Origin of the sequence: Mesorhizobium sp. B2-3-12 (assembly GCF_006442205.1) — a bacterium.
In the GTDB taxonomy this organism is placed as follows: domain Bacteria; phylum Pseudomonadota; class Alphaproteobacteria; order Rhizobiales; family Rhizobiaceae; genus Mesorhizobium.
Genome location: NZ_VFVR01000002.1, coordinates 997,951 through 1,017,766, shown reverse-complemented (window position 1 = coordinate 1,017,766; position 19,816 = coordinate 997,951). Strand labels below are relative to the sequence as shown.

Below are 19,816 nucleotides of genomic sequence, written 5' to 3'. Positions count from 1 at the left end.
AATGCCCTTGTTCGATAGGATGCAAAACTGTTCGCGATGTCCTCGCACACCTGTTCGCGATGTCTCCGGTCCAAACACCCTTGTGGGAGAAGGTGGCCTCGCGAAGCGAGGTCGGATGAGGGGTGCTCCAGCTTGGCAACGACGGCGATCCGGCACCCACCCCTCAACCGTCTCGGCGCTGCGCGCCGATCCACCTTCTCCCACAAGGGGAGAAGGAAAAAGCGGCACCTACCCCTTCCGCAGCGTCTCGACATCGGTCTTGCCGACATACCAGTCGCGGGCGTTGACCTCCTCGAAGACCACCCAGACATCGTCATTGCCGAGCCCGGTGGTCTCCATGATGGCCGCGGTCACCTTCTTGGCGATGTCAGCCTTCTTGCCGGCCGGATCGGCGGCGATCACTTCCTTGACGATGCGGATGTTGACGAATGGCATGACGTCCTCCTCTTGGGTTCTGCTGGTTTGCGAAACGAAGCTGCTTCGAAGTCCGCTCCGGCGAAGCTTCTGGTGGCGGCTCCGGAGATCGCGGCGAGGCGGGCGCCGCGGCCAGCCGCAGAAACGCCAGCAACGGCCGCCAGAGAAGGACTTCGAGCAGGCTCAATAGGTCTTGGCCCCGTTCACCATCAGCCGGACGCTGTACAGCGAGGTGGTGCCGGCGATGTAGAGGCAGTTCAGCTTGGCGCCGCCGAACACGCAATTGGCGGTCACCTCCGGCACCTTGACCTTGCCGATCAGCGTGCCGTCCGGATCATAGCAATGGATGCCGTCGGCCGCGCTCGTCCAGATGCGTCCGTCCGCGTCGAGCCGGAAGCCGTCGAACAGGCCTGATGTGCAGTCGGCGAACACCTTGCCGCCCGAAACCTTCTTGCCGTGCTTGCCGACATTGAACACCCGCATATGCGCCGGATTCTCAGCGCCATGCGTGCGCCCGGTGTCGACGACATAGAGCAGGCTTTCGTCGAGCGAGAAGGCGAGACCGTTCGGCCTGACCATGTCGGTGATGACGGCTTCGACCTCGCCCGTGTCGGGATCGACCCGGTAGACGTGGCAGGCGCCGATCTCGCTCTCGGCCTTGTCGCCCTCATAGTCGGTGTCGATGCCATAGGTCGGGTCGGTGAACCAGATCGAGCCGTCGGACTTCACCACCGCGTCGTTGGGTGAGTTCAGCGGCTTGCCCTTCCATTTGGCGGCGATGGTGGTGACCGAGCCATCGTGCTCGGTGCGGCTGACGCGGCGGCCCGAATGCTCGCAGGTGACCAGCCGGCCTTGCCGGTCGACTGTGTTGCCGTTGGAATTGCCCGATGGCTGGCGGAAGACGCTGACGCTGCCGTCGGTCTCGTCATAGCGCAGCATCCGGTTGTTCGGTATGTCCGACCAGACGACGTAGCGGCCGGCGGCGAACCAGGCCGGCCCTTCCGCCCAGCGGCATCCAGTGAACAGTTTCTCCACCTGCGCATTGCCGTTGAACAGGCGCGCGAAGCGCGGATCGAGAATTTCATAATAGTCTGCGGCCGCCATGCATTTCCTCCAGGCATCACGTGACGCCGGATCAAGCCAGCCCGCGATCGATCTGGCAAGACGGGGCATCGGCAATTGTAAGACAAACGGGAGGGAATGTTCTTTAGGATGCCATTAACCGGCTATGCGCGCAGTGCAATGGTGCATTGCAACATCTTCTTTTTGCAACGCACCATTACTATGTCATGATCCATATCGATCAAGGGAGGAAGAAACCGGCCGCCAAATGCGGCACAGAAGGAACCTTGCTATGATCTTCAACGATCTCATGACCCGCGCTCGCTCCAGCATCGCCAAGCGCAAGCACTACAATCGCCTCGTCGCCGAAATCGACAGCTTCTCCAGCCGCGACCTGGCCGACATGCGCGCCGACCGCTCGGAAATGCTCTACCAGATCCACAAGCAGATCTACGGCTGAGACGCCGGCCAAGCCGTCACGCTCGTCATCCTTGGCCGTAGCTCCGCGAAGCGGAGTGAAGACCCAGGGATCCATGCCGCGACTTGCGCCGCAAGAATTTCGGTCCAGCGCCGCGCTCAGCCCTATCCTGATCCGGGCCATTCCTCGACCTGTCACGGCATGGAAGAGAGAAGGGCCTCGGCGCTTTCCCCTACCAGTCGCTGAGCTTGGTATCCGGCCCGTATTCCTGGCCATCGACATCCTTCACCACGGCCTGGCCGCAGCGCATGGTCTTGGCTTTCTTGTCATAGGCATAGGTCGGCGAGCCGAACAGGTGCCAGCCCTTGTTCAGTGCCGCCGTCACCTTGTGGCAGAAACTGGCGTCGTCCGGCGCGGTGAGAAAGCGGTAGAGTTTCATCGTCCAAGTCCTGTCGTATCCATGGTCGGCGAATATCATGCGCCGATGGCGGCGGCTTTCGCCAGCAGTTTTTCGGCCTGCGCCAGGTGCAGCCGCTCGATCATCCTGCCATTCAGCGCGATGACGCCCTTGCCGCTGTTTTGCGCCTCAGCGAAGGCATCCGTGACCGCGCGCGCCTCCGCCAGCGCCGGCGCCGACGGCGCGAAGGCGAGGTTGGCGGCCTCGATCTGCGAGGGATGGATCAGCGTCTTGCCGTCGAAGCCCATGGCCGCGGCCTGCGTGCATTCGCGGGCGAACGCGTCCGGGTCGCGAAAATCGTTGAACACCCCATCGAGCATGTCGAGACCGCCGGCGCGCGCGGCCAGCAGCATCTGCATCAGCCAGGGCAGGAGATAGGCGCGGTCCGGCGTCGCCAGCACGCCAGTGTCCTTGATCAAGTCATTCGTTCCGGCAATGAAACAATCCAGCCGCGAGGCCGGGTCGCGGCCGAGTTCGGCGATGGCGCCGATGTTGAGCATGGCCTTGGGCGTTTCGATCATCGCCCATAGTTTGACGCTGTCGGGAGCAAAATTGTCGTCCAGCACATCGCCAACCTCGAGCACGTCGCGCGGCGTGTCGACCTTGGGCAGCAGGATGCCGTCCGGTTCCACCTTGGCCACGGCCGCAAGGTCGTCGGCGCCCCATTCGCTGGACAACGCATTGACGCGCACCACCATCTCGCAGCGCCGGCCATTGGGACCGGCATCAGGGCGATTGGCGAAAATACCGGCCAGTTTTTCGCGCGCGCCGATCTTGTCGGCGGGGGCGACGGCGTCCTCCAGATCGATGATGACGGCGTCGCAGGCAAGCTGCGCGATCTTGGCCAGCGCCTTGTCATTGGATGCCGGGACATAGAGCACGGAGCGGCGCGGGCGGTAGGTTTCCATACCCGATCTATGCCGCGTGTGGTTGGTCGAGGCAAGCGCGGGACAGCCTATGAAATCGGCCAATCGCGAATGCTGGCGCCGCCCCTCATTGCCCAGCCGGGAATATCTCCCCGTAAACGGGAGAAAGAAGCTGGCATCGCCTCTGCACGAAAACTGCACGCGCCAGCGGAAATCCTCCTCCAATCCGCCGCACCGTCTCCCATCGCGCCTGCGAGACAGGCGGCATGCAAAAGCGAGCAAAACCCCGTTGGTCCCTACCCTATCGGCTGCGCAGCGAAGGCTGGTGGCTGGCCGATCCACCGACGGCGACGCTTACGCCTTTCGTTCGCGGACGCCCACCGATGGTCCGGGTGGAAGCCATGGGGAAGATCAGGTCATGATATTGCCGCTCACCGCCGCGCCGAGCTATTGCAACCGCTTCGGCGTTGCCCTGCTGCTGGTGGCGATCGCCGATTTCCTGTTCTACGGCCAGCCAGCCGGCATTACGGTTCTCCTGTTCGCCATCCTGATTGCCGCGGCGGTGGTTGCCGTGCATCCCGCCGCCTTCAGCGACGGCAAGGTATGGCTCAAGCCCGCAGCCTTGCTTGTCGCGCTGCTGCCGCTGGCCGAAACCGTCAGCCCCTTGTCCGTCTCGGTCGCGCTTGCCGCCCTGGCGGCGTTCGCGCTTTCGCTGAGCGGCCGGCTGCGGCACCGCATGGCGCGCATTGCCGGCCAGATCTTGCTGTTTTGCCTGGCGGCTCCGGTCCGGTTCGTCGGCGATTTCTTGCAGTGGCGGAAGGCGGCGCGGCGGTTCGGTGGGCGCCGCATAAGGTTGGCGGCGATCGCGGTCTGGGTGATGCCGCTAACGCTCGGCGCGATCTTCGTCGCTTTGTTCGGCGCCGCCAATCCGGTCATCGAATACTGGCTGTCGCTGATCGACCTCATCAGACTGCTCGACCTGATCCAGCTGACGCGGATTGCCTTCTGGCTGTTCGCGCTCGCCGGCATCTGGGTCTTTTTGCGGCCGCGCCTGCCACGCTTTTCGAAGCGCGTCTCCCGGCCAAACAATCCTCTTGCCGCTGCTCAACCGGCGATCAATCCGCAAAGGCACGTCGTCGAGGACATCGTCTTCGGCAAGGCTGCCATCCTGCGCGCGCTGATCGTCTTCAACATCCTGTTCGCGCTGCAGAGCGGGCTCGACGCCACCTATCTGTGGGGCGGGGCAGCACTTCCCGACGGCTTGAGCTACGCCGCTTACGCGCATCGCGGCGCCTACCCCTTGATCGTCACCGCGCTGCTTGCCGCCGGCTTTGTGCTGGCGGCGCTGAGGCCCGGCAGCGAGACATCGGCCGATCCGCTCATTCGCCGGCTTGTCTATACCTGGGTAGCGCAGAACATCATGCTGGTCGTCTCGTCGATCCTGCGGCTAGACCTCTATGTCGGCATCTATGCGCTGACCTACTGGCGCATCGCCGCTTTCGTCTGGATGGGGCTGGTGGCGGCGGGCCTTGCCCTGATCATTGCCCGCATCGCGCTGGGAAAATCCAATGAATGGCTGTTCTCCGCCAATCTTCTGACGTTATCCCTGGCGCTTTATGCCTGCTGTTACATCAACTTCGCAGCCACGATCGCCAGCTACAATGTCGACCATTCCCTCGAAATGACCGGCCAAGGCATCCCGCTCGACGCCTGGTACCTGCGCTCGCTCGGGCCGGAGGCCTTTCCGGCGCTCGACCGCTTCCTCGACCATCAGGGCAGCACGGCGGATGCCGGTGCGGTCGCCGAATTCGCAAGGTTGCGCGGTGTCGATGAAGGCTGGTATCGCCACCTGCAGGAAAACTGGCGGAGCTGGAGCTTTCGCGACTGGCGCCTGCTTCGCTATCTCGACAGCAGGCGGCCCCTCGTGTTGCCTGGTGTCGCAGAGCCGGATCGCTGAGCCATGCCGCATCATATCCTCGTCGCCGACGATGATCCGCATATTCGCGAGGTGATCTGCTTCGCGCTTGAAAAGGCCGGCATGAAGACTTCAGCCGTGTCCGACGGCGCCGCCGCCCTGCAGGCGGTCGAACGACGCACGCCCGACCTTGTCGTGCTCGACATCGGCATGCCGGAGATGGACGGGCTGGAGGTCTGCCGGCGGCTGCGGCAGCGATCCGACGTGCCGGTGCTGTTCCTGTCCGCGCGCGATGAAGAGATCGACCGCATCCTCGGGCTGGAAATGGGTGGCGACGATTATGTCACCAAGCCGTTCAGCCCGCGCGAACTGGTCGCCCGCGTCAACGTCATCCTGCGCCGCGCCCGCCCAGTGGCGCCCGAACCGGCCGACGACAGGCAGTTCTCGCATGGCAAGCTCATCCTTGCGCCCGCCAGCCACGCCGCCGCCTTCGACGGCAAGCCGCTTACCTTGACCGCCATCGAGTTCTCGATCCTGAAAGGGTTTCTGGCGCGGCCAACCCATGTCCTCGACCGCGACGCGGTAATGGCCAGTGCCTATGCGGGAAAAATCCATGTCGCCGACCGCACCGTCGACAGCCACATCCGCAACCTCCGCGCCAAGCTGGCGGCGGCCGGATGCCTGGATGCCATCGAAACGGTGCATGGCGTCGGCTTCCGGCTCGGCCGATGCGGCTGACGACGTCAAGCAAATGGATCGGCCGCAAATGGCGGCCGCGCCTGGCCACGGTCGTCGTCGCCATCCTGATCCTGGTGATGGCGCTGCCGCTGGTCGGCCTGTTCTTCTTCCGCCTCTACGAGAACCAGCTCATCCGCCAGACCGAGGCGGAGCTGATCGCGCAAGGTGCCGCCATTGCCGCCATCTATGCGCAAGAGGTGCGCGACGCCGCCATTCCCGGCGACAAGCTCGGCGCGCCGATGCCGTCGGCCAATAGCGGCGCGAGCCGCGGCGCCAATCCCGATGCACCCTATCGGCCCATCGAGCCGGAGCTCGATCTCGCCTCGGATTACGTACTTCCGACACGGCCGGCGGGGACGCCCGCCGTGGCCGAGCCCGCTTTCGCTGTAATCGGGGCGCGCCTGTCCGGCATTCTCGACGCGACGCAGAAGACCACGCTCGCCGGCTTCCGGCTGCTCGATCCCACAGGCGTCGTCATTGCCGGGCGCGACGAGGTCGGGCAGTCACTTGCCGGGGTCGAGGAGGTGCGTGCAGCCCTTGCCGGGCGCTATGCCAGCGCACTCCGGCTGCGCATCCCCAACCAGCCGGCCCCGCCGCTCTATTCGGTCAGCCGCGGCACCAAGGTGCGCGTCTTCGTCGCTTTGCCGGTGGCGGTGGATGGCCAGGTCGCCGGCGTGGTCTATGTCTCGCGGACGCCCAACAACATCATAAAACATCTCTATGGCGAACGCGGCAAGGTGACGGCGGCGGCGATCGCCATCCTCGGCGGCACGCTGCTTATCGGCCTCGTCTTCCTGCGCACCGTCAGCCGGCCGATCTATGCGCTGATCGACCGCACCCAGCGCATCGCCGCCGGCGAGCGCGACGCGATCCGGCCGCTCGATCATCATGGCACGCGCGAAATGGCCGAATTGTCCGCCGCCTTTCTCGACATGGCCGAGAAACTGCAGGCGCGCTCGGATAGCATCCAGACCTTCGCCACCCATGTCTCGCATGAGCTGAAATCGCCGCTGACGGCGATCCAGGGGGCCGCCGAACTGCTGCGCGATTCCGGCTCGGCGATGGACGATGCCGAGCGGCGGCGCTTCTCCAACAATATCGTCACTGATGCCGGGCGGCTCAACCTTTTGGTCCGGCGGCTGCTCGATCTGGCGCGGGCGGAAAACCTCGCGCCGAGCGGCGAAAGCACCTCGGTCGGCGCGGCGCTGGCGCTGCTTCCCGCCGAGACCAGGCTGGCGGTTGAAGTCGAGGCCGGCGGCGACCTGGCCCTGCGCATCTCGGCCGAGAACGCGGCAATCGTGCTTGCCAACCTCATCGACAACTCGGCCAGGCATGGCGCGACGCTGGTTTCGATCACTGCCGCGAGCGCCGGCGGCAAGGCGACGGTGCTGGTCAGCGACGATGGCGCCGGCATTTCGCCAAGCAACCAGGCGCGCGTCTTCGAGCCGTTCTTCACCACGCGGCGAGAGTCCGGCGGCACCGGCATGGGTCTCGGCATCGTGCTGGCCCTCCTGAAAGCGCATGATGGTACGATCCGGTTGGTTGACAGCGCGCGCGGCACGCGCTTCGAGATCACTTTGCCGGTCGCGTAGAGTGCGGGCGGCGGATCGGAGAAAAAAGTGCGCTACGACATCGTCATCATCGGCGGGGCCATCGTCGGGTCCTCGATCGCATATTATCTGCGCGAGGAAGGGTTTTCCGGCTCGATCGCCTTGATCGAACGCGATCCGCAATTCGCCCACGCGGCGACGACGCTCTCCATGGCCTCGATCCGCCAGCAATTCTCGATTCCGGAAAACATCCGCCTGTCGCAGTTCACGCTGAAACTGTTCCGGCGGCTGAAGGAGGAATTCGGCGCCGACGCCGATATCGGTTTTCGCGAAGGCGGCTATCTCATCCTTGCCGGCGAGGCCGGGCTGCCGATCCTGAGGGCCAACCACGAGGCGCAGGTCGCCGAGGGCGCCGACATCCTGCTCGAGGACGCCGAACAACTGACGCGCCGCTTCCCCTGGCTGTCGGCCGAAGGCATCATCGCCGGCGCCTATGGCCGCACCGGCGAAGGCTGGTTCGACGCCCATGCGATGCTGATGCTGTTCCGCAAGGCGCTGCGGCAGAAGAAAGTCGATTTCATCAGCGCTTCGGTCACCGGCATCGAGCGGCAGGGCGGCCGCGTCACCGGTGTCAGCCTCGACAATGGCGAGACGCTGGAAGCCGGTATTGTCGTCAACGCCGCCGGCCCGAACGCCGGCAAGGTCGCCGCCCTTGCCGGGCTGGCGCTGCCGGTCGAGCCGCGCAAGCGCAACGTCTTCGTCTTCGAGGCGCGCGAGAAATATGCCGACATGCCACTGCTGGTCGATCCCTCCGGCATCTATGTCAGGCCGGAAGGCTCGGTCTACCTCACCGGCGGCGCCGAGCCGGAAGAGGGCGACGGTCCGGCGGATCCCGGAGATTTCGACGTCGACTGGCCGCTGTTCGAAGAGGTGATCTGGCCGGTGCTGGCGACCCGCATCCCGGCCTTCGAGGCCATCAAGCCGACGCGCGCCTGGGCCGGGCATTATGACTACAACACGCTCGACCAGAACGCGGTGATCGGCCCGCATCCGGCGGTGACGAATTTCCTGTTCGCCAACGGCTTCTCCGGCCACGGCCTGCAGCAGGCGCCGGCGGTCGGCAAGGCGCTGGCGGAACTCATCCTGCATGGCGGCTACCGGACGATAGACTGCTCGGCGTTTGGCTATGAACGGGTGGCCGAAGGGCGGGCGTTCCGGGAATTGAACGTGATTTGAAACGCGCTTCTTCCTTCTCCCCTTGTGGGAGAAGGAAGAAGTGCCTGGCGTATCATCGTCTCAACCTTGAGCGCGTTGCCCAGCGCATGGCCCCCGGCCGTGTTGTCGAAAATCCCCCAGACCTCGGCGCCGGAAGCCGCCGCCGCCGCCATCTGCCCGCTGAATCGGGCGAGGCTTTCGGCGTCGTAGTCGGAGTAATAGACGCGCGGCGCGCCGTGCCAGCGGAAATAGGCGAGGCTGGGCCAGCCGCCCGGCGACGCGGCGGCCGGCACTGGAGCGGGGTCGGCAGCGACGCGCGCGACCCGGCGATCGGCCAGAAGCGCTCCCGCCTCGGCTTCGAACCAGCTGGGATGGCGCGGTTCGCAGGTCAGCCGGGTTTGGGTTCGCTTGCCCGCCATGTCGAAGAAGCCGCTCGCGACATCCGGCTCGAAGGAGAGGCTCGGCGGCAGTTGCACCAGAAGCACGCTCAGCTTTGCACCGAGACCTTCGACCTCTTGGAGGAAACTGTCGAGGAGGTCGTCGCAGCCGGCGAGACGGCGCTCATGGGTGATGGCCTTCGGCATCTTGACCGCGAAGCGGAAATGCTCCGGCACGGAGCGTGCCCAACGCTCATAGGTCTCGCGGCGATGCGGCTTGTAGAAGGAGGTGTCGATCTCGACGATCGGGAAGTGCCTGGAGTAGCGTTCGAGATGCGATCCGGGTTCTGGAAAATCCTGCCTGCATCGGGTCGGAATACCCCAGCCGGCCGTGCCTATGAAACATGCCTGTTTTCCCATGCATGGGATGTGGGCCGAATGAGGTGTGGGTCAAGGCGGACAGAAGCTGCGCAAAGCAACGACCCCCTGCTCACGCCGCGGCCAGTCTTCCCTCCACATCAAACGGCAAGATCACGCTTCGTTGGCGGCCGTATGCGTCACAGCAGAAAAAATCAGCGCTTGCGAGAGATCCAGAAGGCGTCGGGCATGCGCTTCATGCCGATGCGTTCGTAGAAGCCGACGGCGTCGGGCATCGAAATCAGGCTGATGGCGACCGACGGTCCGAGCTGCCGGGCCACTTCGTCCATCAGCCCCTTGCCGATGCCCAGCCCCTGCGCCTTGGCCGAGACGGCGAGATCGCTGATATAGCAGACCCAGGAACGGCGAGATCGCTGATATAGCAGACCCAGGAAAAGTCGGTCAGGCAGCGGGCAACGCCGATCAGCGGCTTGCCTTCCATGTCGAGACGGGCGGTCACGATCAGATTGGCGCCGTCCAGCATGGCCTTCAGCCTTGCCTCGTCATCGACGGGCCGGACGTCGCCGAGACCGGATTCCACCAGCACGCGGCGGAATTCTGGCGTATCGAGCGATGCTTCGCGGGCGTAGAGAATGTGCGACTGTTCGGCCATGGCGTCCACACTGCATCAGTCCCGGCCAATCCCAAACCGCTTTTTCCGCTTTTGTCCGATGGGTCAAGGGGCGCGCACGAACAGTTGCCTTTTATTTGCCGCCGGCTTTGTGTAAACCGGGCTCCAGAAAATCCCCCGCAACGAAAACACGGGCCAAAGCCATGGAAAAATTCACCAAGCTTACCGGCGTCGCCGCTCCCATGCCGATCGTCAATGTCGACACCGACATGATCATCCCGAAGGATTATCTCAAGACGATCAAGCGCACCGGGCTTGGCACCGGCCTGTTCGCGGAGATGCGCTACAAGGACGATGGTTCGGAAAACCCCGATTTCGTGCTCAACAAGCCGGCCTACCGCAAGGCGCAGATCCTGGTCGCCGGCGACAATTTCGGCTGCGGCTCGAGCCGCGAACACGCGCCATGGGCGCTGCTCGACTTCGGCATTCGCTGCGTCATCTCGACCTCGTTCGCCGACATCTTCTACAACAACTGCTTCAAGAACGGCGTGCTGCCGATCACCGTCAGCCCCGAGGATCTGGAGAAGCTGATGGATGACGCCTCGCGCGGCTCCAACGCCACGCTGTCTGTGGACCTCGAAGCCAAGGAAATCCGCGGCCCCGATGGCGGCGTGGTCAGCTTCGACCTCGACGACTTCAAGCGGCATTGCCTGCTCAATGGCCTCGACGACATCGGCCTGACCATGGAGAAGGCCGGCGCCATCGCCTCGTTCGAGAAGCGCAACGCCGAACAGCGCCCCTGGGCCTGAGCGACGCCGCTCGGAACGATAGGCCCGGCCCTTTGAGGCCGGTTTGGTGCGACTGAAGGAGGGACAGTCATGCGACATCAGCTTCTTGCCGGCGCCTGCGGGCTGGCCTTGCTGCTCATGCCTGCCTCAAGCATCCTCGCGCAGACGCAGACGCCGGCCACGCAGCCGGCGCCAGCCGAACAGCCGGCCGCCGGGCAGGACACGGGAACCAACGCCGCCGACGCTTCCGACGACGACAAGCAGGCGCCGGTGCCGTTCGAGGGCGGCCAGCTGACCATTACGCAGCCGGAGCAGGATGGCGAGAAGGTGCTGGCCTATGACGGCAAGCAGCTGGCCAGCAACTACGACGTCTTCTTCGACAAAATCGTGGAGGTCGGCGGCGTCAAGGTGGCGCTGTTCGATGTCGGCGACGGCGGCAACCAGTGCGGTCCGGCCAAGGTGATCGTCTGGAAACCGGAGGGCGGCAGCATCCAGAGCACAAGGGTCGAACAGGACGAGTGCGGCGCGCCGCCGGCGGCGGTGTCAGACGACGCCATCTATTTCGTGCCGTATCTTCTACCGGGCGACGACAAACCGGCCCTACAGTGGTCGCCGACATCAGGGCTGACCATTTCGGGCAATTTGACCTATATGCCGGAGCCGGGCACCGACTGGAAGGATCTCGACCCGGCGAAATACGACAACATCATCGACGCCTTCCACAATGAGGCGGTCTACAAGGAAGCGCAAAACCTGCTCGGCAAGGACATGCCCGACATGGCGACCAGCCTGCTGGTCGGTGGCGGCACGGAAAAGACCGCGTCCGGCGCGTTCTACGCCAGCGGCTGCGTGCCGCATGATTGTGGCGGCAATGACGGCTTCATGGCGGTCGACCCGGCCAAGCACCAGCTCTATTTCGCCCGCCGCGGCGACAATGGCCAACCGAACGCCTGGCCGGCGCTGGCGACATGGCCGGCCGACGTGAAGGACGCGCTGGACAAGGCGATGGGGTCGGCAAACTAGCCAGAGCATTTCCGGCGAACGAGGGAGCGCACGCCAGTGCTCTGCCCTTTGTTTCGCGCAGGACGCGGTTTTGTACGCCCTTCTTCCTTTGAGCGCCGCCGGTCGCCTTTCTGCCCAACGCGCGTCAGCGGCAATATTCACTGGACAAATGGAACCAGATCGCCCGCGCGGCGTCATAGAAACAGCTTCGCGGCAGTGCCTGGAGTAACATTGATGGGCAGGCTCATTCTTCTGGCGCTTGTTTTGTTCGCCTTTGCATCTGGCATCGCGGAGGCGGCAAAGCTGGACGGCGCCGCCGTCAACGATGCTCAATTCGGCGACGCCGCAACGAAAGGCGTTGATGCGACCGTTCTGAAGGCGCAGATCCTTTTGGATCGCGCGCGGTTCTCGCCTGGCCTCATTGACGGCCACCAAGCGGAGAACTTCGCCAAGGCGGTGCAGGCATTTCAGGCGGCAAACGCCCTGCCCGCCGATGGCAAGCTCAACCGGGAGACCTGGGACAAGCTGGTCGCAACCTCGCCAGGCGCGGTTCTTGTGAACTACGAGTTGACGCGCAAGGACGTGCGTGGACCGTTTGCCAATCGCATTCCGGCAAGCATGGAAAGGATGGCTCGCCTGCGCGGGCTCGGCTATCGCAATTCGCTGGAACGGATCGCGGAGCACTTCCACATCAGCGAACAATTACTGCGGAAGCTCAACCCGGGCATCAGCTTCAGGACGGCGGGCTCAAAGGTGCTGGTGCCGGCTATCGACCGAGGCGATTCGCCCTCAACCGTTGTCAGCGTCGAAATCGACAAGGCCGCGCGCCAGGTTCGCGTTCTCGACAACTCCGGCAAAGTGGTTTCGGTCTACCCCGCCTCGATTGGAAGCAAAGAGAAGCCGGCGCCGAGCGGCGATGCACAAGTAACCCGCGTGGTCCACAATCCCACTTATCACTACGATCCCCGCTTCGCCTTCAAGGGGGTTAGGACCAAACGGCCCTTCACCATCGCTGCCGGGCCCAACAATCCTGTCGGATCTATCTGGATCGATCTGTCCATTGAAAGTTACGGGATTCACGGCACGCCCGAACCAGGCAAGATCGGGAAGACCTTTTCGCACGGTTGCATCAGACTGACCAATTGGGATGCCGAAGACCTCGCCCTTGAGGTGCACAAAGGCACAAAGGTTGTCTTCACCGGAGAAACGGCTGAATCGGCCAAGGACCAACCCGGCTGACGCATCGCAGTCAATGCAATTTATGAACCCCTGGAAGAGGATGAGGGAGCTAGCCGCCGACTTTGCGGAGTCTGCACCGCCGATCCGCCCGTGTTTGGCCCATGACGGGATCGGGATTTGTCCCCACAGAATGGCAGCAACAATCCGAAGCTCCTCATGCGCAAGCTCATCTCCACCGGCTCACCATTCGAAAAGACCGCCGGCTATTCGCGCGCCGTCGTCCAGGGCGACTGGTGCTTCGTGTCCGGGACCACCGGCTACGACTATGCCACCATGACGATGCCGGAGACGGTCGAGGCGCAGACGCGCAATTGCCTGGCGACGATCGGCAAGGCGCTCGAGGATGGCGGCTTCGAGATGGAAGATGTGGTGCGGGCGCATTACTACATCACCGACCAGGCCTTCGTGGATGTCGTCTTCCCGATCCTGGGCGAGACGTTCGGCGACGTCAGGCCGGCGGCGACGATGATCGTCTGCCAGCTCAACAAGCCGGAAATGAAGATCGAAATCGAGGTGACGGCGCTGCGGCGCACGGCTTGAGAGGACCAGAGCCATGAAGGTCCGGCGCATCGTCGCCAATATCGAGACGCAGGACGCGGCGGCGGCCAGCCGTTTCTACCATGACGTGCTCGGCCTCGACCTACTCATGGACCATGGCTGGATCGCGACCTACGGCTCCCCGGAGACCATGCAGGTGCAGGTCAGCTTCATGGCGCAAGGCGGGTCCGGCACGCCGGTACCGGATCTGTCGATTGAGGTCGACGATGTCGATGCGGTGTTCGAGGCCATGAAGCAAGCCGGTTTCGCCGTCGAATACGGGCCGGCCGACGAGCCCTGGGGCGTGCGGCGCTTTTATGTGCGCGATCCCTACGGCCGGCTGGTCAACATTCTCTCGCATCGGTGATGGCATCTTCGGTGAGGCAGTAACTTAGGCAGGACAGAGGGGCGCGCGAAGGATCGCCGACGGTGCCCTTGTTCGCATCGCGGCATTCTCCCTCCCCGTTACGGCTTGCGCTGCAACCACTTGGCGTTTAGCAAGGCGCCGGTTCAATTCTCTCCCAGGACGGTTTTCACCATGGCGACGAAGCATCTTTTCCTGCTCCCCGGCGACGGCATCGGCCCCGAGGCCATGGCCGAGGTCAAGAAGCTGATCGCGGCCATGAACGACAAGCTCGGCAGCGGCTTCGCCACCGATGAAGGCCTCGTCGGCGGCTGCGCCTATGATGCGCATGGTGCTGCGATTTCCGATGCCGACATGGAAAAGGCTGTTGCGGCTGACGCGGTGTTGTTCGGCGCCGTCGGCGGGCCGAAATGGGATGCGGTGCCTTACGAGGTGCGCCCCGAGGCCGGCCTGCTGCGGCTGCGCAAGGACATGGAGCTGTTCGCCAATCTCAGGCCCGCCATCTGCTATCCGGCGCTCGCCGCATCGTCGTCGCTGAAGCAGGAAGTGGTCGAAGGCCTCGACATCCTCATCGTGCGCGAGCTGACCGGCGGCGTCTATTTCGGCGAGCCCAAGCAGATCATCGATCTCGGCAACGGCCAGAAGCGCGGCATCGACACGCAGGTCTACGACACGTTCGAGATCGAGCGCATTTCGGGCGTCGCGTTCGAGCTCGCGCGGACCCGCAAGAACCACGTCACCTCGATGGAAAAGCGCAACGTCATGAAGTCTGGCGTGCTGTGGAACGAGGTCGTCACCCAAACCCACAAGGCGCGCTATTCCGACGTCAAGCTCGACCACATGCTGGCGGACGCCGGCGGCATGCAACTGGTGCGCTGGCCAAAGCAGTTCGACGTCATCGTCACCGACAATCTGTTCGGCGACATGCTGTCCGACATCGCCGCCATGCTGACCGGCTCGATCGGCATGCTGCCGTCGGCCTCGCTCGGCGCGCCCGATGTGAAGACCAAGAAGCGCAAGGCGCTCTACGAGCCGGTGCACGGCTCGGCGCCCGATATCGCCGGCAAGGGCATCGCCAACCCGATCGCCATGATTGCATCCTTCGCCATGTGCCTGCGCTATTCCTTCGGCATGGTCGCCGAAGCCGACAAGCTCGAAGGGGCGATCGCCGCCGTGCTCGACGACGGATTGCGCACCAAGGATATCTTCTCTCAAGGGATGACCGAGGTCGGCACCGTCGCGATGGGCGACGCCATCATCGCCAAGTTCCTGGGTTGATCCGGCGCGCGCCGCCTCGCACAGAGGCGGCGCCATGATGCGCCGGTGGCATGGCCAGGGATGCCTGGCCACCGCTTCGTCAAACCCTGACGCCCGCCGGCACCGGTCCCCACCGGTTTTCCCGCGCCTGCGTCGGGATGAGGGCGAAGACCAGTATGGCCAAGCTGCCGATGGTCGGGAGCAGGATCACCAGGCAGAGCCAGCCCGACAGGCCGATATCGTGCAGCCGTCGCACGGTCATGCCGAGGCCGGGCAGGAAGGTTGCCAGCAGGAAGGTGCCGCAGAGGCCGACCGTCACTGCCGCCGAGACGTCGGTGTCGAAATTGCCCATCTGGGCGTCGGTGAAGATACCGATGCCGCCGATGATCAACAGGCTGACCACCCAGAACAGGCAATAGCTCCAATATTCCTTGCGGCGGGCGCGGCCGCCGAAATTGAAGTAGTTCTGGGTCACGGCGCGCCAGAAATAGCCCCAGAGGTCGGTGGGTTCGGCAGGTTCGGAGGAGCGGCCGAAATGCCGCGCCTGCGGTGCGGCCCCTGCCGTCTCGTTGCCGGCGGGAGCGGCCTTGGCGCCGGCGGCCGGAGCCGCGGTCTGGGCGACGGCAAGCAAAAAGACGTCACGCGCCTGGCCGTGGGCCGACAGAAATTCGACGGCCGCGCCGTTGGCGAGAATGGCTTGGCCGCGCAGATCCTCGCGCCTGAAGGTGTAGCGGTTGCCGTCGGCGCCGGTGATGAAGCCGAAGCCCTGGCTCTCGTCATAGTGAAGAACTTCGCCGCGCATGCGCCACCCCCTCCTTGCCCCGCCAAGATGTGGCACAGGGCGAAGTGCATGGGCAAGACCGGCGCAATGGCTACCGTCCTGACGGCAAATCAGGGATAAGACATCGACAGCAACCGCCCTCAGCAGAAGCAGACAATGACAGAGCCTACCGATGCCAGCGTCACGAACGGGAATGCGCAGGCCGCAAGTCCCCCTACCCTGGCCATCGACGCCACCGGGCTGATGTTCTGGCCGCCCGGCAAGGGCTTGGCGGGCATTCCGCGCGTGGAGAGCTTTCTCGTCAACGCGGCGCTGGCGGATCCGGATCCTTGCGTGGAAGCGGTGGCGTTCAGGTCGAGCGAGGGCAAGTTCCGGCCGCTTGCCCCCTATGAACTGGATCATGTCGCGGTGGGCCCGATTTCACCCCATCAAGTCAAACAGTGGCCAGGAAGACGCGCGGCCCTGTCTCAGGCTTTCGAGGCTGTGAGGCAGCGGCCCTGGGACAAGCGCGAGACGGACCGTCATCTCGCCAGGACGGTGACGAACGGCCGCAAAGGGGTCGCCTACCAGGCAACGCGGCTGCTGATCCGCGCCTATCGCCTGTACCAGCGGGCCCGCATCCGGTTGGGCGCGGAACCCCATGCGCCGGGCCGGGGCACCGAGGCGGAACCAGGCCTCGTGCTGATCAGCCATCACATCCTGACCCAGCAGGACCGGTCCGCGGTGTCGAGCACCGCCGGCACGCTTGCCTTCCTTTGCCATGATCTCATCCCGACATTGCGCCCCGACCTGATCGGTACGGGCATCGGCGAAACCCGTTTCGGATCTTATCTCGAACAGCTGGTGCGCAGCGGCGCGCCGGCGTTCTGCGCCTCCGACGAGGTTGGCGCGACGCTGACCGACCATATGCGCAAGGCCGGCATCGCCGCGCCTGTCGTGTACCGGTTTCCGATGCCTTCCATCCTGCACGAGACCGCGTCCCTCATGGGCGCGACCTCGCGTATCGAGACGGGCGAACCGTTCGTCATCTATTGTTCGACCATCGAAGTGCGCAAGAACCACATCCTGCTGGCCCGGATCTGGCAGCAGGCACTGGAGGAAGGCGTCAAGCTGCCGCGGCTTGTCTGCGCCGGGCGCTGGGGCTGGATGATCGAGCCGCTGCGCGCCTATCTCAAGGATCATCCCGCGCTGCTCAACTCGGTCACCTTCACCGGGCTGGTCAGCGACGAGGAGCTCATCCAATATTATCGCAGCGCCACCTTCGGCGTCTTTCCCTCGCATATAGAAGGCTGGGGTTACGGCGCCTCGGAATGCCTCGATTTCGGCATTCCGGTCATCGTCTCGACCGCGCCGTCGCTGATCGAGGCGAGCGGCGGGCTGATGCCGGCGATCGATCCCAACGACCAGGCCGGCTGGTACGCCGCGATCCGCAAAATGGCGGAAGACCATGACTGGCGTTCATCGCTGACGGAACGCATCGCCAGACAGCACCGGCCGACGCCGGCATCGGCAAGCTGGGCCGCCATCAAGGCCGGCCTGCGGGAGAGCGCGGCCCGCCGTCTCCAGAGCAATTCCAGGAAAAGTGTGTAACGGTTTTCCCGGGAGAAGGGCGTAGCGCTTCCCCTTGGGAATTGCGTGAAAACAAAGAGTTGGAGCGGGTCGGCGATTCCATCAAACGCTGAACCGCTCTAGACTTATGACGGGCGCTTCTTCGTCTTCTTGTGCTTTGGCGCGCCGGCATTTTCGAATTTCGGCTTGCCCGGCTTCTTCGCCCACGGCTTTGCCTCATGCGCGGCTGCCGGGCGCTGGTCGGCCGGCGTCGGCGCGCGTTTCTCGAATTTGCGCTTCGGCGCGTTCGGGTCGAACGGCGCCTTGCCGCGATGCGGCTTCTTGTCCGGACTTGGCGGCTGGTAGCCGGCGCGCGACAAATCGGGCGTGCCGTCCAGCCGCTTGACCAGGATGGTGCCCTGCAATTTGCGATCGGGGCCGATTGCCGCCACGAACCGATCGGCCCAATCGGCCGCTATCTGCACGAAGGTCTCTTCCGGCTGCATCTTGATGGCGCCGATCTCGCGCTTGGAAATGCTGCCGGCGCGGCACAGCATCGGGATCAGCCAGCGCGGCTCGGCATTCTGCCGGCGTCCGACCGACAGCGAGAACCAGACGCTGGCGCCGAAATCGTCGCGGCGGCTCGGCGCCTCGTCGCGATGGGTGAATTTTTCGCCCGCCGGTCTTTCACGCGCCAGTCCTTCACGCGAAGGCGTGAACGGCGCGACATCCATGAGATCCTCGGGCGCCGAGCGGCTGGAACGGCACTGGCGCACGAAGGCCGCCGCCACCAGTTCGGCGCCATGCCGGCTGAGAAGCGCCTCGATGAAGCCGCGCTCTTCGTCCTTCACCGGTTCGTCGAAAGCCGGGTCGGCAAGAATGCGTTCGTCGTCGCGGCGCAGCACGTCGTCGGCCGAGGGCGGGCTTGCCCATGTCGCGGTCAGCTTGGCGCTTTGCAGCAGCCGCTCGGTGCGCCGGCGGGCGCTATTGGGCACGATCAGCGCGCTGACGCCCTTGCGCCCTGCGCGCCCGGTGCGGCCGCTGCGGTGCAAAAGCGTTTCGGGATTGGTCGGCAGATCGGCGTGGATGACCAGTTCGAGATTGGGCAGGTCGATGCCGCGCGCCGCGACATCGGTGGCGATGCAGACTTTCGCGCGACCGTCGCGCATCGCCTGCAGCGCATGGCTGCGCTCATTCTGGCTGAGTTCGCCCGAAAGCGCCACGACCGAAAAATTACGGTTGTTGAAGCGCGCCGTGAGATGATTGACGGCGGCGCGCGTGTTGCAGAACACCAGCGCGTTCTTGGCTTCATAAAAACGCAGCACGTTGATGATGGCGTTCTCGCGGTCGGCCTGGGCGACATTCAGCGCCCGGTACTCGATGTCGAGATGCTGCTTTTCCTCGCCGGCGGCCGAGATGCGCACGGCATCGCGCTGATAGCCTTGCGCGAGCGTGGCGATGGAGCGCGGCACGGTGGCCGAAAACATCAGCGTGCGGCGCTCGGCGGGTGCGGCGTCGAGGATGAATTCGAGATCCTCGCGAAAGCCGAGATCGAGCATCTCGTCGGCCTCGTCCAGTACCACGGCCTTCAGCGCCGACATGTCGAGCGAGTTTCGGGTGATGTGATCGCGCAGCCGGCCGGGCGTGCCGACGACGATATGGGCGCCGCGATCCAGCGCGCGCCGTTCGGTGCGCATGTCCATGCCGCCGACGCAGGAGGCAACCGTGGCGCCGGTCGGCTCGTAGAGCCATTCGAGCTCGCGCGTCACCTGCAGCGCCAACTCGCGCGTCGGCGCCACCGCCAAGGCCAGTGGGGCCGCGGCCTGGCCGAAGCGCTCCGCGCCGTCGAGAAGCGTCGGCGCCATGGCAAGGCCGAAGGCCACTGTCTTGCCCGAGCCGGTCTGGGCCGACACCAGCGCGTCGGCCTGGCCGAGCTCCAGCACCGCCTTCTGCACCGGGGTCAGGTCGGAATAACCGCGTTTTTCCAGCGCTTGTGCCAGCGCGGGAACAATACCATCGAAGTTGGACATCTCGTTCTTTCGGAATTCAGGGTTCTGCGCTCATCATGGAGCACATGCCGGGGGCTGGCGCCGCGCCAGCCAAACAATCTTGGCCGTTCGTACTTCCTGCCGCCCTTCTTGTACAGGGTGCCATGCAGGCTATGCGACGCGCCGCCAATTGACTCCTGCCGCAAACCGCGTAAAAGCCCGCTTCGAACGGGATCAATTTCGATGCGCGGCCTTTTGATGGCTCTTCTTGCGTTCGATGCCCCCAGCCTCGATGCGAACCATTGGGCCGGG

General features: G+C 64.6%; 19 protein-coding genes and 1 pseudogene. 12 read left to right on the top strand and 8 right to left on the bottom strand.

Going from position 1 to position 19,816, the window contains the following annotated elements; translation table 11 throughout:
• Positions 1-228 precede the first annotated feature (228 nt).
• A complete protein-coding gene (locus tag FJ948_RS10290; protein WP_140703857.1) occupies positions 229-435 on the bottom strand; it encodes a 4-oxalocrotonate tautomerase family protein in 207 nt (68 codons plus the stop codon).
• Positions 436-597: 162 nt separating this feature from the next.
• Positions 598-1,518, bottom strand: a complete 921-nt coding sequence (locus FJ948_RS10285) for an SMP-30/gluconolactonase/LRE family protein (protein WP_140703855.1) — start codon at positions 1,516-1,518, stop codon at positions 598-600.
• A gap of 250 nt (positions 1,519-1,768) precedes the next feature.
• Here FJ948_RS10285 and FJ948_RS10280 point away from each other — a divergent pair, with 250 nt between their 5' ends.
• Positions 1,769-1,936, top strand: a complete 168-nt coding sequence (locus FJ948_RS10280) for a hypothetical protein (RefSeq protein ID WP_023774506.1) — start codon at positions 1,769-1,771, stop codon at positions 1,934-1,936.
• 190 nt (positions 1,937-2,126) lie between these two features.
• Here the strand turns inward: FJ948_RS10280 and FJ948_RS10275 are convergent, their stop codons facing one another.
• Together FJ948_RS10275 and FJ948_RS10270 are read right to left on the bottom strand one after the other, a co-directional pair.
• The gene (locus FJ948_RS10275; RefSeq protein WP_027145959.1) at positions 2,127-2,333 is read right to left on the bottom strand and encodes a DUF1737 domain-containing protein; all 207 of its coding nucleotides are present in this window, start codon (positions 2,331-2,333) and stop codon (positions 2,127-2,129) included.
• A gap of 35 nt (positions 2,334-2,368) precedes the next feature.
• Positions 2,369-3,259, bottom strand: coding sequence for a CoA ester lyase (locus FJ948_RS10270; protein WP_140703853.1), 891 nt, complete (start codon positions 3,257-3,259; stop codon positions 2,369-2,371).
• A gap of 376 nt (positions 3,260-3,635) precedes the next feature.
• On the opposite strand from FJ948_RS10270, the gene FJ948_RS10265 reads away from it, so the two are divergent.
• Genes FJ948_RS10265 through FJ948_RS10250 form a run of 4 tightly spaced genes read left to right on the top strand, consistent with a single transcriptional unit; the run spans position 3,636 to position 8,656 of the window.
• Positions 3,636-5,174, top strand: coding sequence for a DUF4173 domain-containing protein (locus FJ948_RS10265; RefSeq protein WP_140703851.1), 1,539 nt, complete (start codon positions 3,636-3,638; stop codon positions 5,172-5,174).
• Positions 5,175-5,177: 3 nt separating this feature from the next.
• Positions 5,178-5,870 (top strand): response regulator transcription factor, encoded by a 693-nt coding sequence (locus FJ948_RS10260; RefSeq protein WP_140703850.1) that lies wholly within the window; start codon positions 5,178-5,180, stop codon positions 5,868-5,870.
• On the top strand, positions 5,861-7,462 hold the full coding sequence (locus FJ948_RS10255) for an ATP-binding protein (RefSeq protein ID WP_140703848.1): 1,602 nt from the start codon (positions 5,861-5,863) through the stop codon (positions 7,460-7,462). The genes FJ948_RS10260 and FJ948_RS10255 overlap by 10 nt, the downstream gene beginning before the upstream one ends.
• Positions 7,463-7,489: 27 nt before the next feature.
• A complete protein-coding gene (locus FJ948_RS10250; RefSeq protein WP_140703834.1) occupies positions 7,490-8,656 on the top strand; it encodes an FAD-binding oxidoreductase in 1,167 nt (388 codons plus the stop codon).
• Here FJ948_RS10250 and FJ948_RS10245 read toward each other — a convergent pair.
• Together FJ948_RS10245 and FJ948_RS10240 are read right to left on the bottom strand one after the other, a co-directional pair.
• Positions 8,605-9,432, bottom strand: a complete 828-nt coding sequence (locus FJ948_RS10245; protein ID WP_140703832.1) for a DUF72 domain-containing protein — start codon at positions 9,430-9,432, stop codon at positions 8,605-8,607. The two genes, FJ948_RS10250 and FJ948_RS10245, sit on opposite strands and share 52 nt — an antisense overlap.
• Positions 9,433-9,584: 152 nt before the next feature.
• Positions 9,585-10,042: pseudogene (locus FJ948_RS10240) on the bottom strand (GNAT family N-acetyltransferase).
• A gap of 161 nt (positions 10,043-10,203) precedes the next feature.
• Between FJ948_RS10240 and leuD the strand changes: the two are divergent.
• The 6 genes from leuD to leuB all read left to right on the top strand — a co-directional run bounded on the left by leuD (position 10,204) and on the right by leuB (position 15,208).
• On the top strand, positions 10,204-10,809 hold the full coding sequence (gene leuD / locus FJ948_RS10235) for a 3-isopropylmalate dehydratase small subunit (protein ID WP_140703830.1): 606 nt from the start codon (positions 10,204-10,206) through the stop codon (positions 10,807-10,809).
• Positions 10,810-10,878: 69 nt separating this feature from the next.
• A complete protein-coding gene (locus FJ948_RS10230; RefSeq protein ID WP_140703828.1) occupies positions 10,879-11,811 on the top strand; it encodes a hypothetical protein in 933 nt (310 codons plus the stop codon).
• A 213-nt stretch (positions 11,812-12,024) separates the two neighbouring features.
• Positions 12,025-13,029, top strand: coding sequence for a L,D-transpeptidase (locus FJ948_RS10225; protein WP_140703826.1), 1,005 nt, complete (start codon positions 12,025-12,027; stop codon positions 13,027-13,029).
• 156 nt (positions 13,030-13,185) lie between these two features.
• Complete coding sequence (locus tag FJ948_RS10220) at positions 13,186-13,569, top strand: RidA family protein (protein ID WP_140703825.1); 384 nt, start codon at positions 13,186-13,188, stop codon at positions 13,567-13,569.
• A 13-nt stretch (positions 13,570-13,582) separates the two neighbouring features.
• Complete coding sequence (locus tag FJ948_RS10215; protein WP_140703823.1) at positions 13,583-13,933, top strand: VOC family protein; 351 nt, start codon at positions 13,583-13,585, stop codon at positions 13,931-13,933.
• Between the two features lie 171 nt (positions 13,934-14,104).
• Complete coding sequence (gene leuB / locus FJ948_RS10210) at positions 14,105-15,208, top strand: 3-isopropylmalate dehydrogenase (protein ID WP_140703821.1); 1,104 nt, start codon at positions 14,105-14,107, stop codon at positions 15,206-15,208.
• Between the two features lie 79 nt (positions 15,209-15,287).
• Here leuB and FJ948_RS10205 read toward each other — a convergent pair whose 3' ends face one another.
• Positions 15,288-15,989: a DUF805 domain-containing protein gene (locus FJ948_RS10205; RefSeq protein ID WP_140703819.1), complete on the bottom strand. Its 702-nt coding sequence runs from the start codon at positions 15,987-15,989 to the stop codon at positions 15,288-15,290.
• A 135-nt stretch (positions 15,990-16,124) separates the two neighbouring features.
• Here FJ948_RS10205 and FJ948_RS10200 point away from each other — a divergent pair, with 135 nt between their 5' ends.
• Positions 16,125-17,558, top strand: a complete 1,434-nt coding sequence (locus FJ948_RS10200) for a glycosyltransferase (protein ID WP_140703818.1) — start codon at positions 16,125-16,127, stop codon at positions 17,556-17,558.
• Positions 17,559-17,662: 104 nt separating this feature from the next.
• Here the strand turns inward: FJ948_RS10200 and FJ948_RS10195 are convergent, their stop codons facing one another.
• Entirely contained in the window at positions 17,663-19,546 is a 1,884-nt protein-coding gene (locus FJ948_RS10195) for a DEAD/DEAH box helicase (RefSeq protein ID WP_140703816.1), read from the bottom strand.
• Between the last annotated feature and the right edge of the window lie 270 nt (positions 19,547-19,816).

Coding starts and splice junctions, on each gene's coding strand:
- FJ948_RS10270 (WP_140703853.1), bottom strand. CDS start 3,259: ATGGAAACCTACCGCCCGCGCCGCTCCGTGCTCTATGTCCCGGCATCC.
- FJ948_RS10275 (WP_027145959.1), bottom strand. CDS start 2,333: ATGAAACTCTACCGCTTTCTCACCGCGCCGGACGACGCCAGTTTCTGC.
- FJ948_RS10205 (WP_140703819.1), bottom strand. CDS start 15,989: ATGCGCGGCGAAGTTCTTCACTATGACGAGAGCCAGGGCTTCGGCTTC.
- leuB (WP_140703821.1), top strand. CDS start 14,105: ATGGCGACGAAGCATCTTTTCCTGCTCCCCGGCGACGGCATCGGCCCC.
- FJ948_RS10245 (WP_140703832.1), bottom strand. CDS start 9,432: ATGGGAAAACAGGCATGTTTCATAGGCACGGCCGGCTGGGGTATTCCG.
- FJ948_RS10220 (WP_140703825.1), top strand. CDS start 13,186: ATGCGCAAGCTCATCTCCACCGGCTCACCATTCGAAAAGACCGCCGGC.
- FJ948_RS10225 (WP_140703826.1), top strand. CDS start 12,025: ATGGGCAGGCTCATTCTTCTGGCGCTTGTTTTGTTCGCCTTTGCATCT.
- FJ948_RS10260 (WP_140703850.1), top strand. CDS start 5,178: ATGCCGCATCATATCCTCGTCGCCGACGATGATCCGCATATTCGCGAG.
- leuD (WP_140703830.1), top strand. CDS start 10,204: ATGGAAAAATTCACCAAGCTTACCGGCGTCGCCGCTCCCATGCCGATC.
- FJ948_RS10230 (WP_140703828.1), top strand. CDS start 10,879: ATGCGACATCAGCTTCTTGCCGGCGCCTGCGGGCTGGCCTTGCTGCTC.
- FJ948_RS10215 (WP_140703823.1), top strand. CDS start 13,583: ATGAAGGTCCGGCGCATCGTCGCCAATATCGAGACGCAGGACGCGGCG.
- FJ948_RS10255 (WP_140703848.1), top strand. CDS start 5,861: ATGCGGCTGACGACGTCAAGCAAATGGATCGGCCGCAAATGGCGGCCG.
- FJ948_RS10200 (WP_140703818.1), top strand. CDS start 16,125: ATGACAGAGCCTACCGATGCCAGCGTCACGAACGGGAATGCGCAGGCC.
- FJ948_RS10280 (WP_023774506.1), top strand. CDS start 1,769: ATGATCTTCAACGATCTCATGACCCGCGCTCGCTCCAGCATCGCCAAG.
- FJ948_RS10195 (WP_140703816.1), bottom strand. CDS start 19,546: ATGTCCAACTTCGATGGTATTGTTCCCGCGCTGGCACAAGCGCTGGAA.
- FJ948_RS10290 (WP_140703857.1), bottom strand. CDS start 435: ATGCCATTCGTCAACATCCGCATCGTCAAGGAAGTGATCGCCGCCGAT.
- FJ948_RS10285 (WP_140703855.1), bottom strand. CDS start 1,518: ATGGCGGCCGCAGACTATTATGAAATTCTCGATCCGCGCTTCGCGCGC.
- FJ948_RS10265 (WP_140703851.1), top strand. CDS start 3,636: ATGATATTGCCGCTCACCGCCGCGCCGAGCTATTGCAACCGCTTCGGC.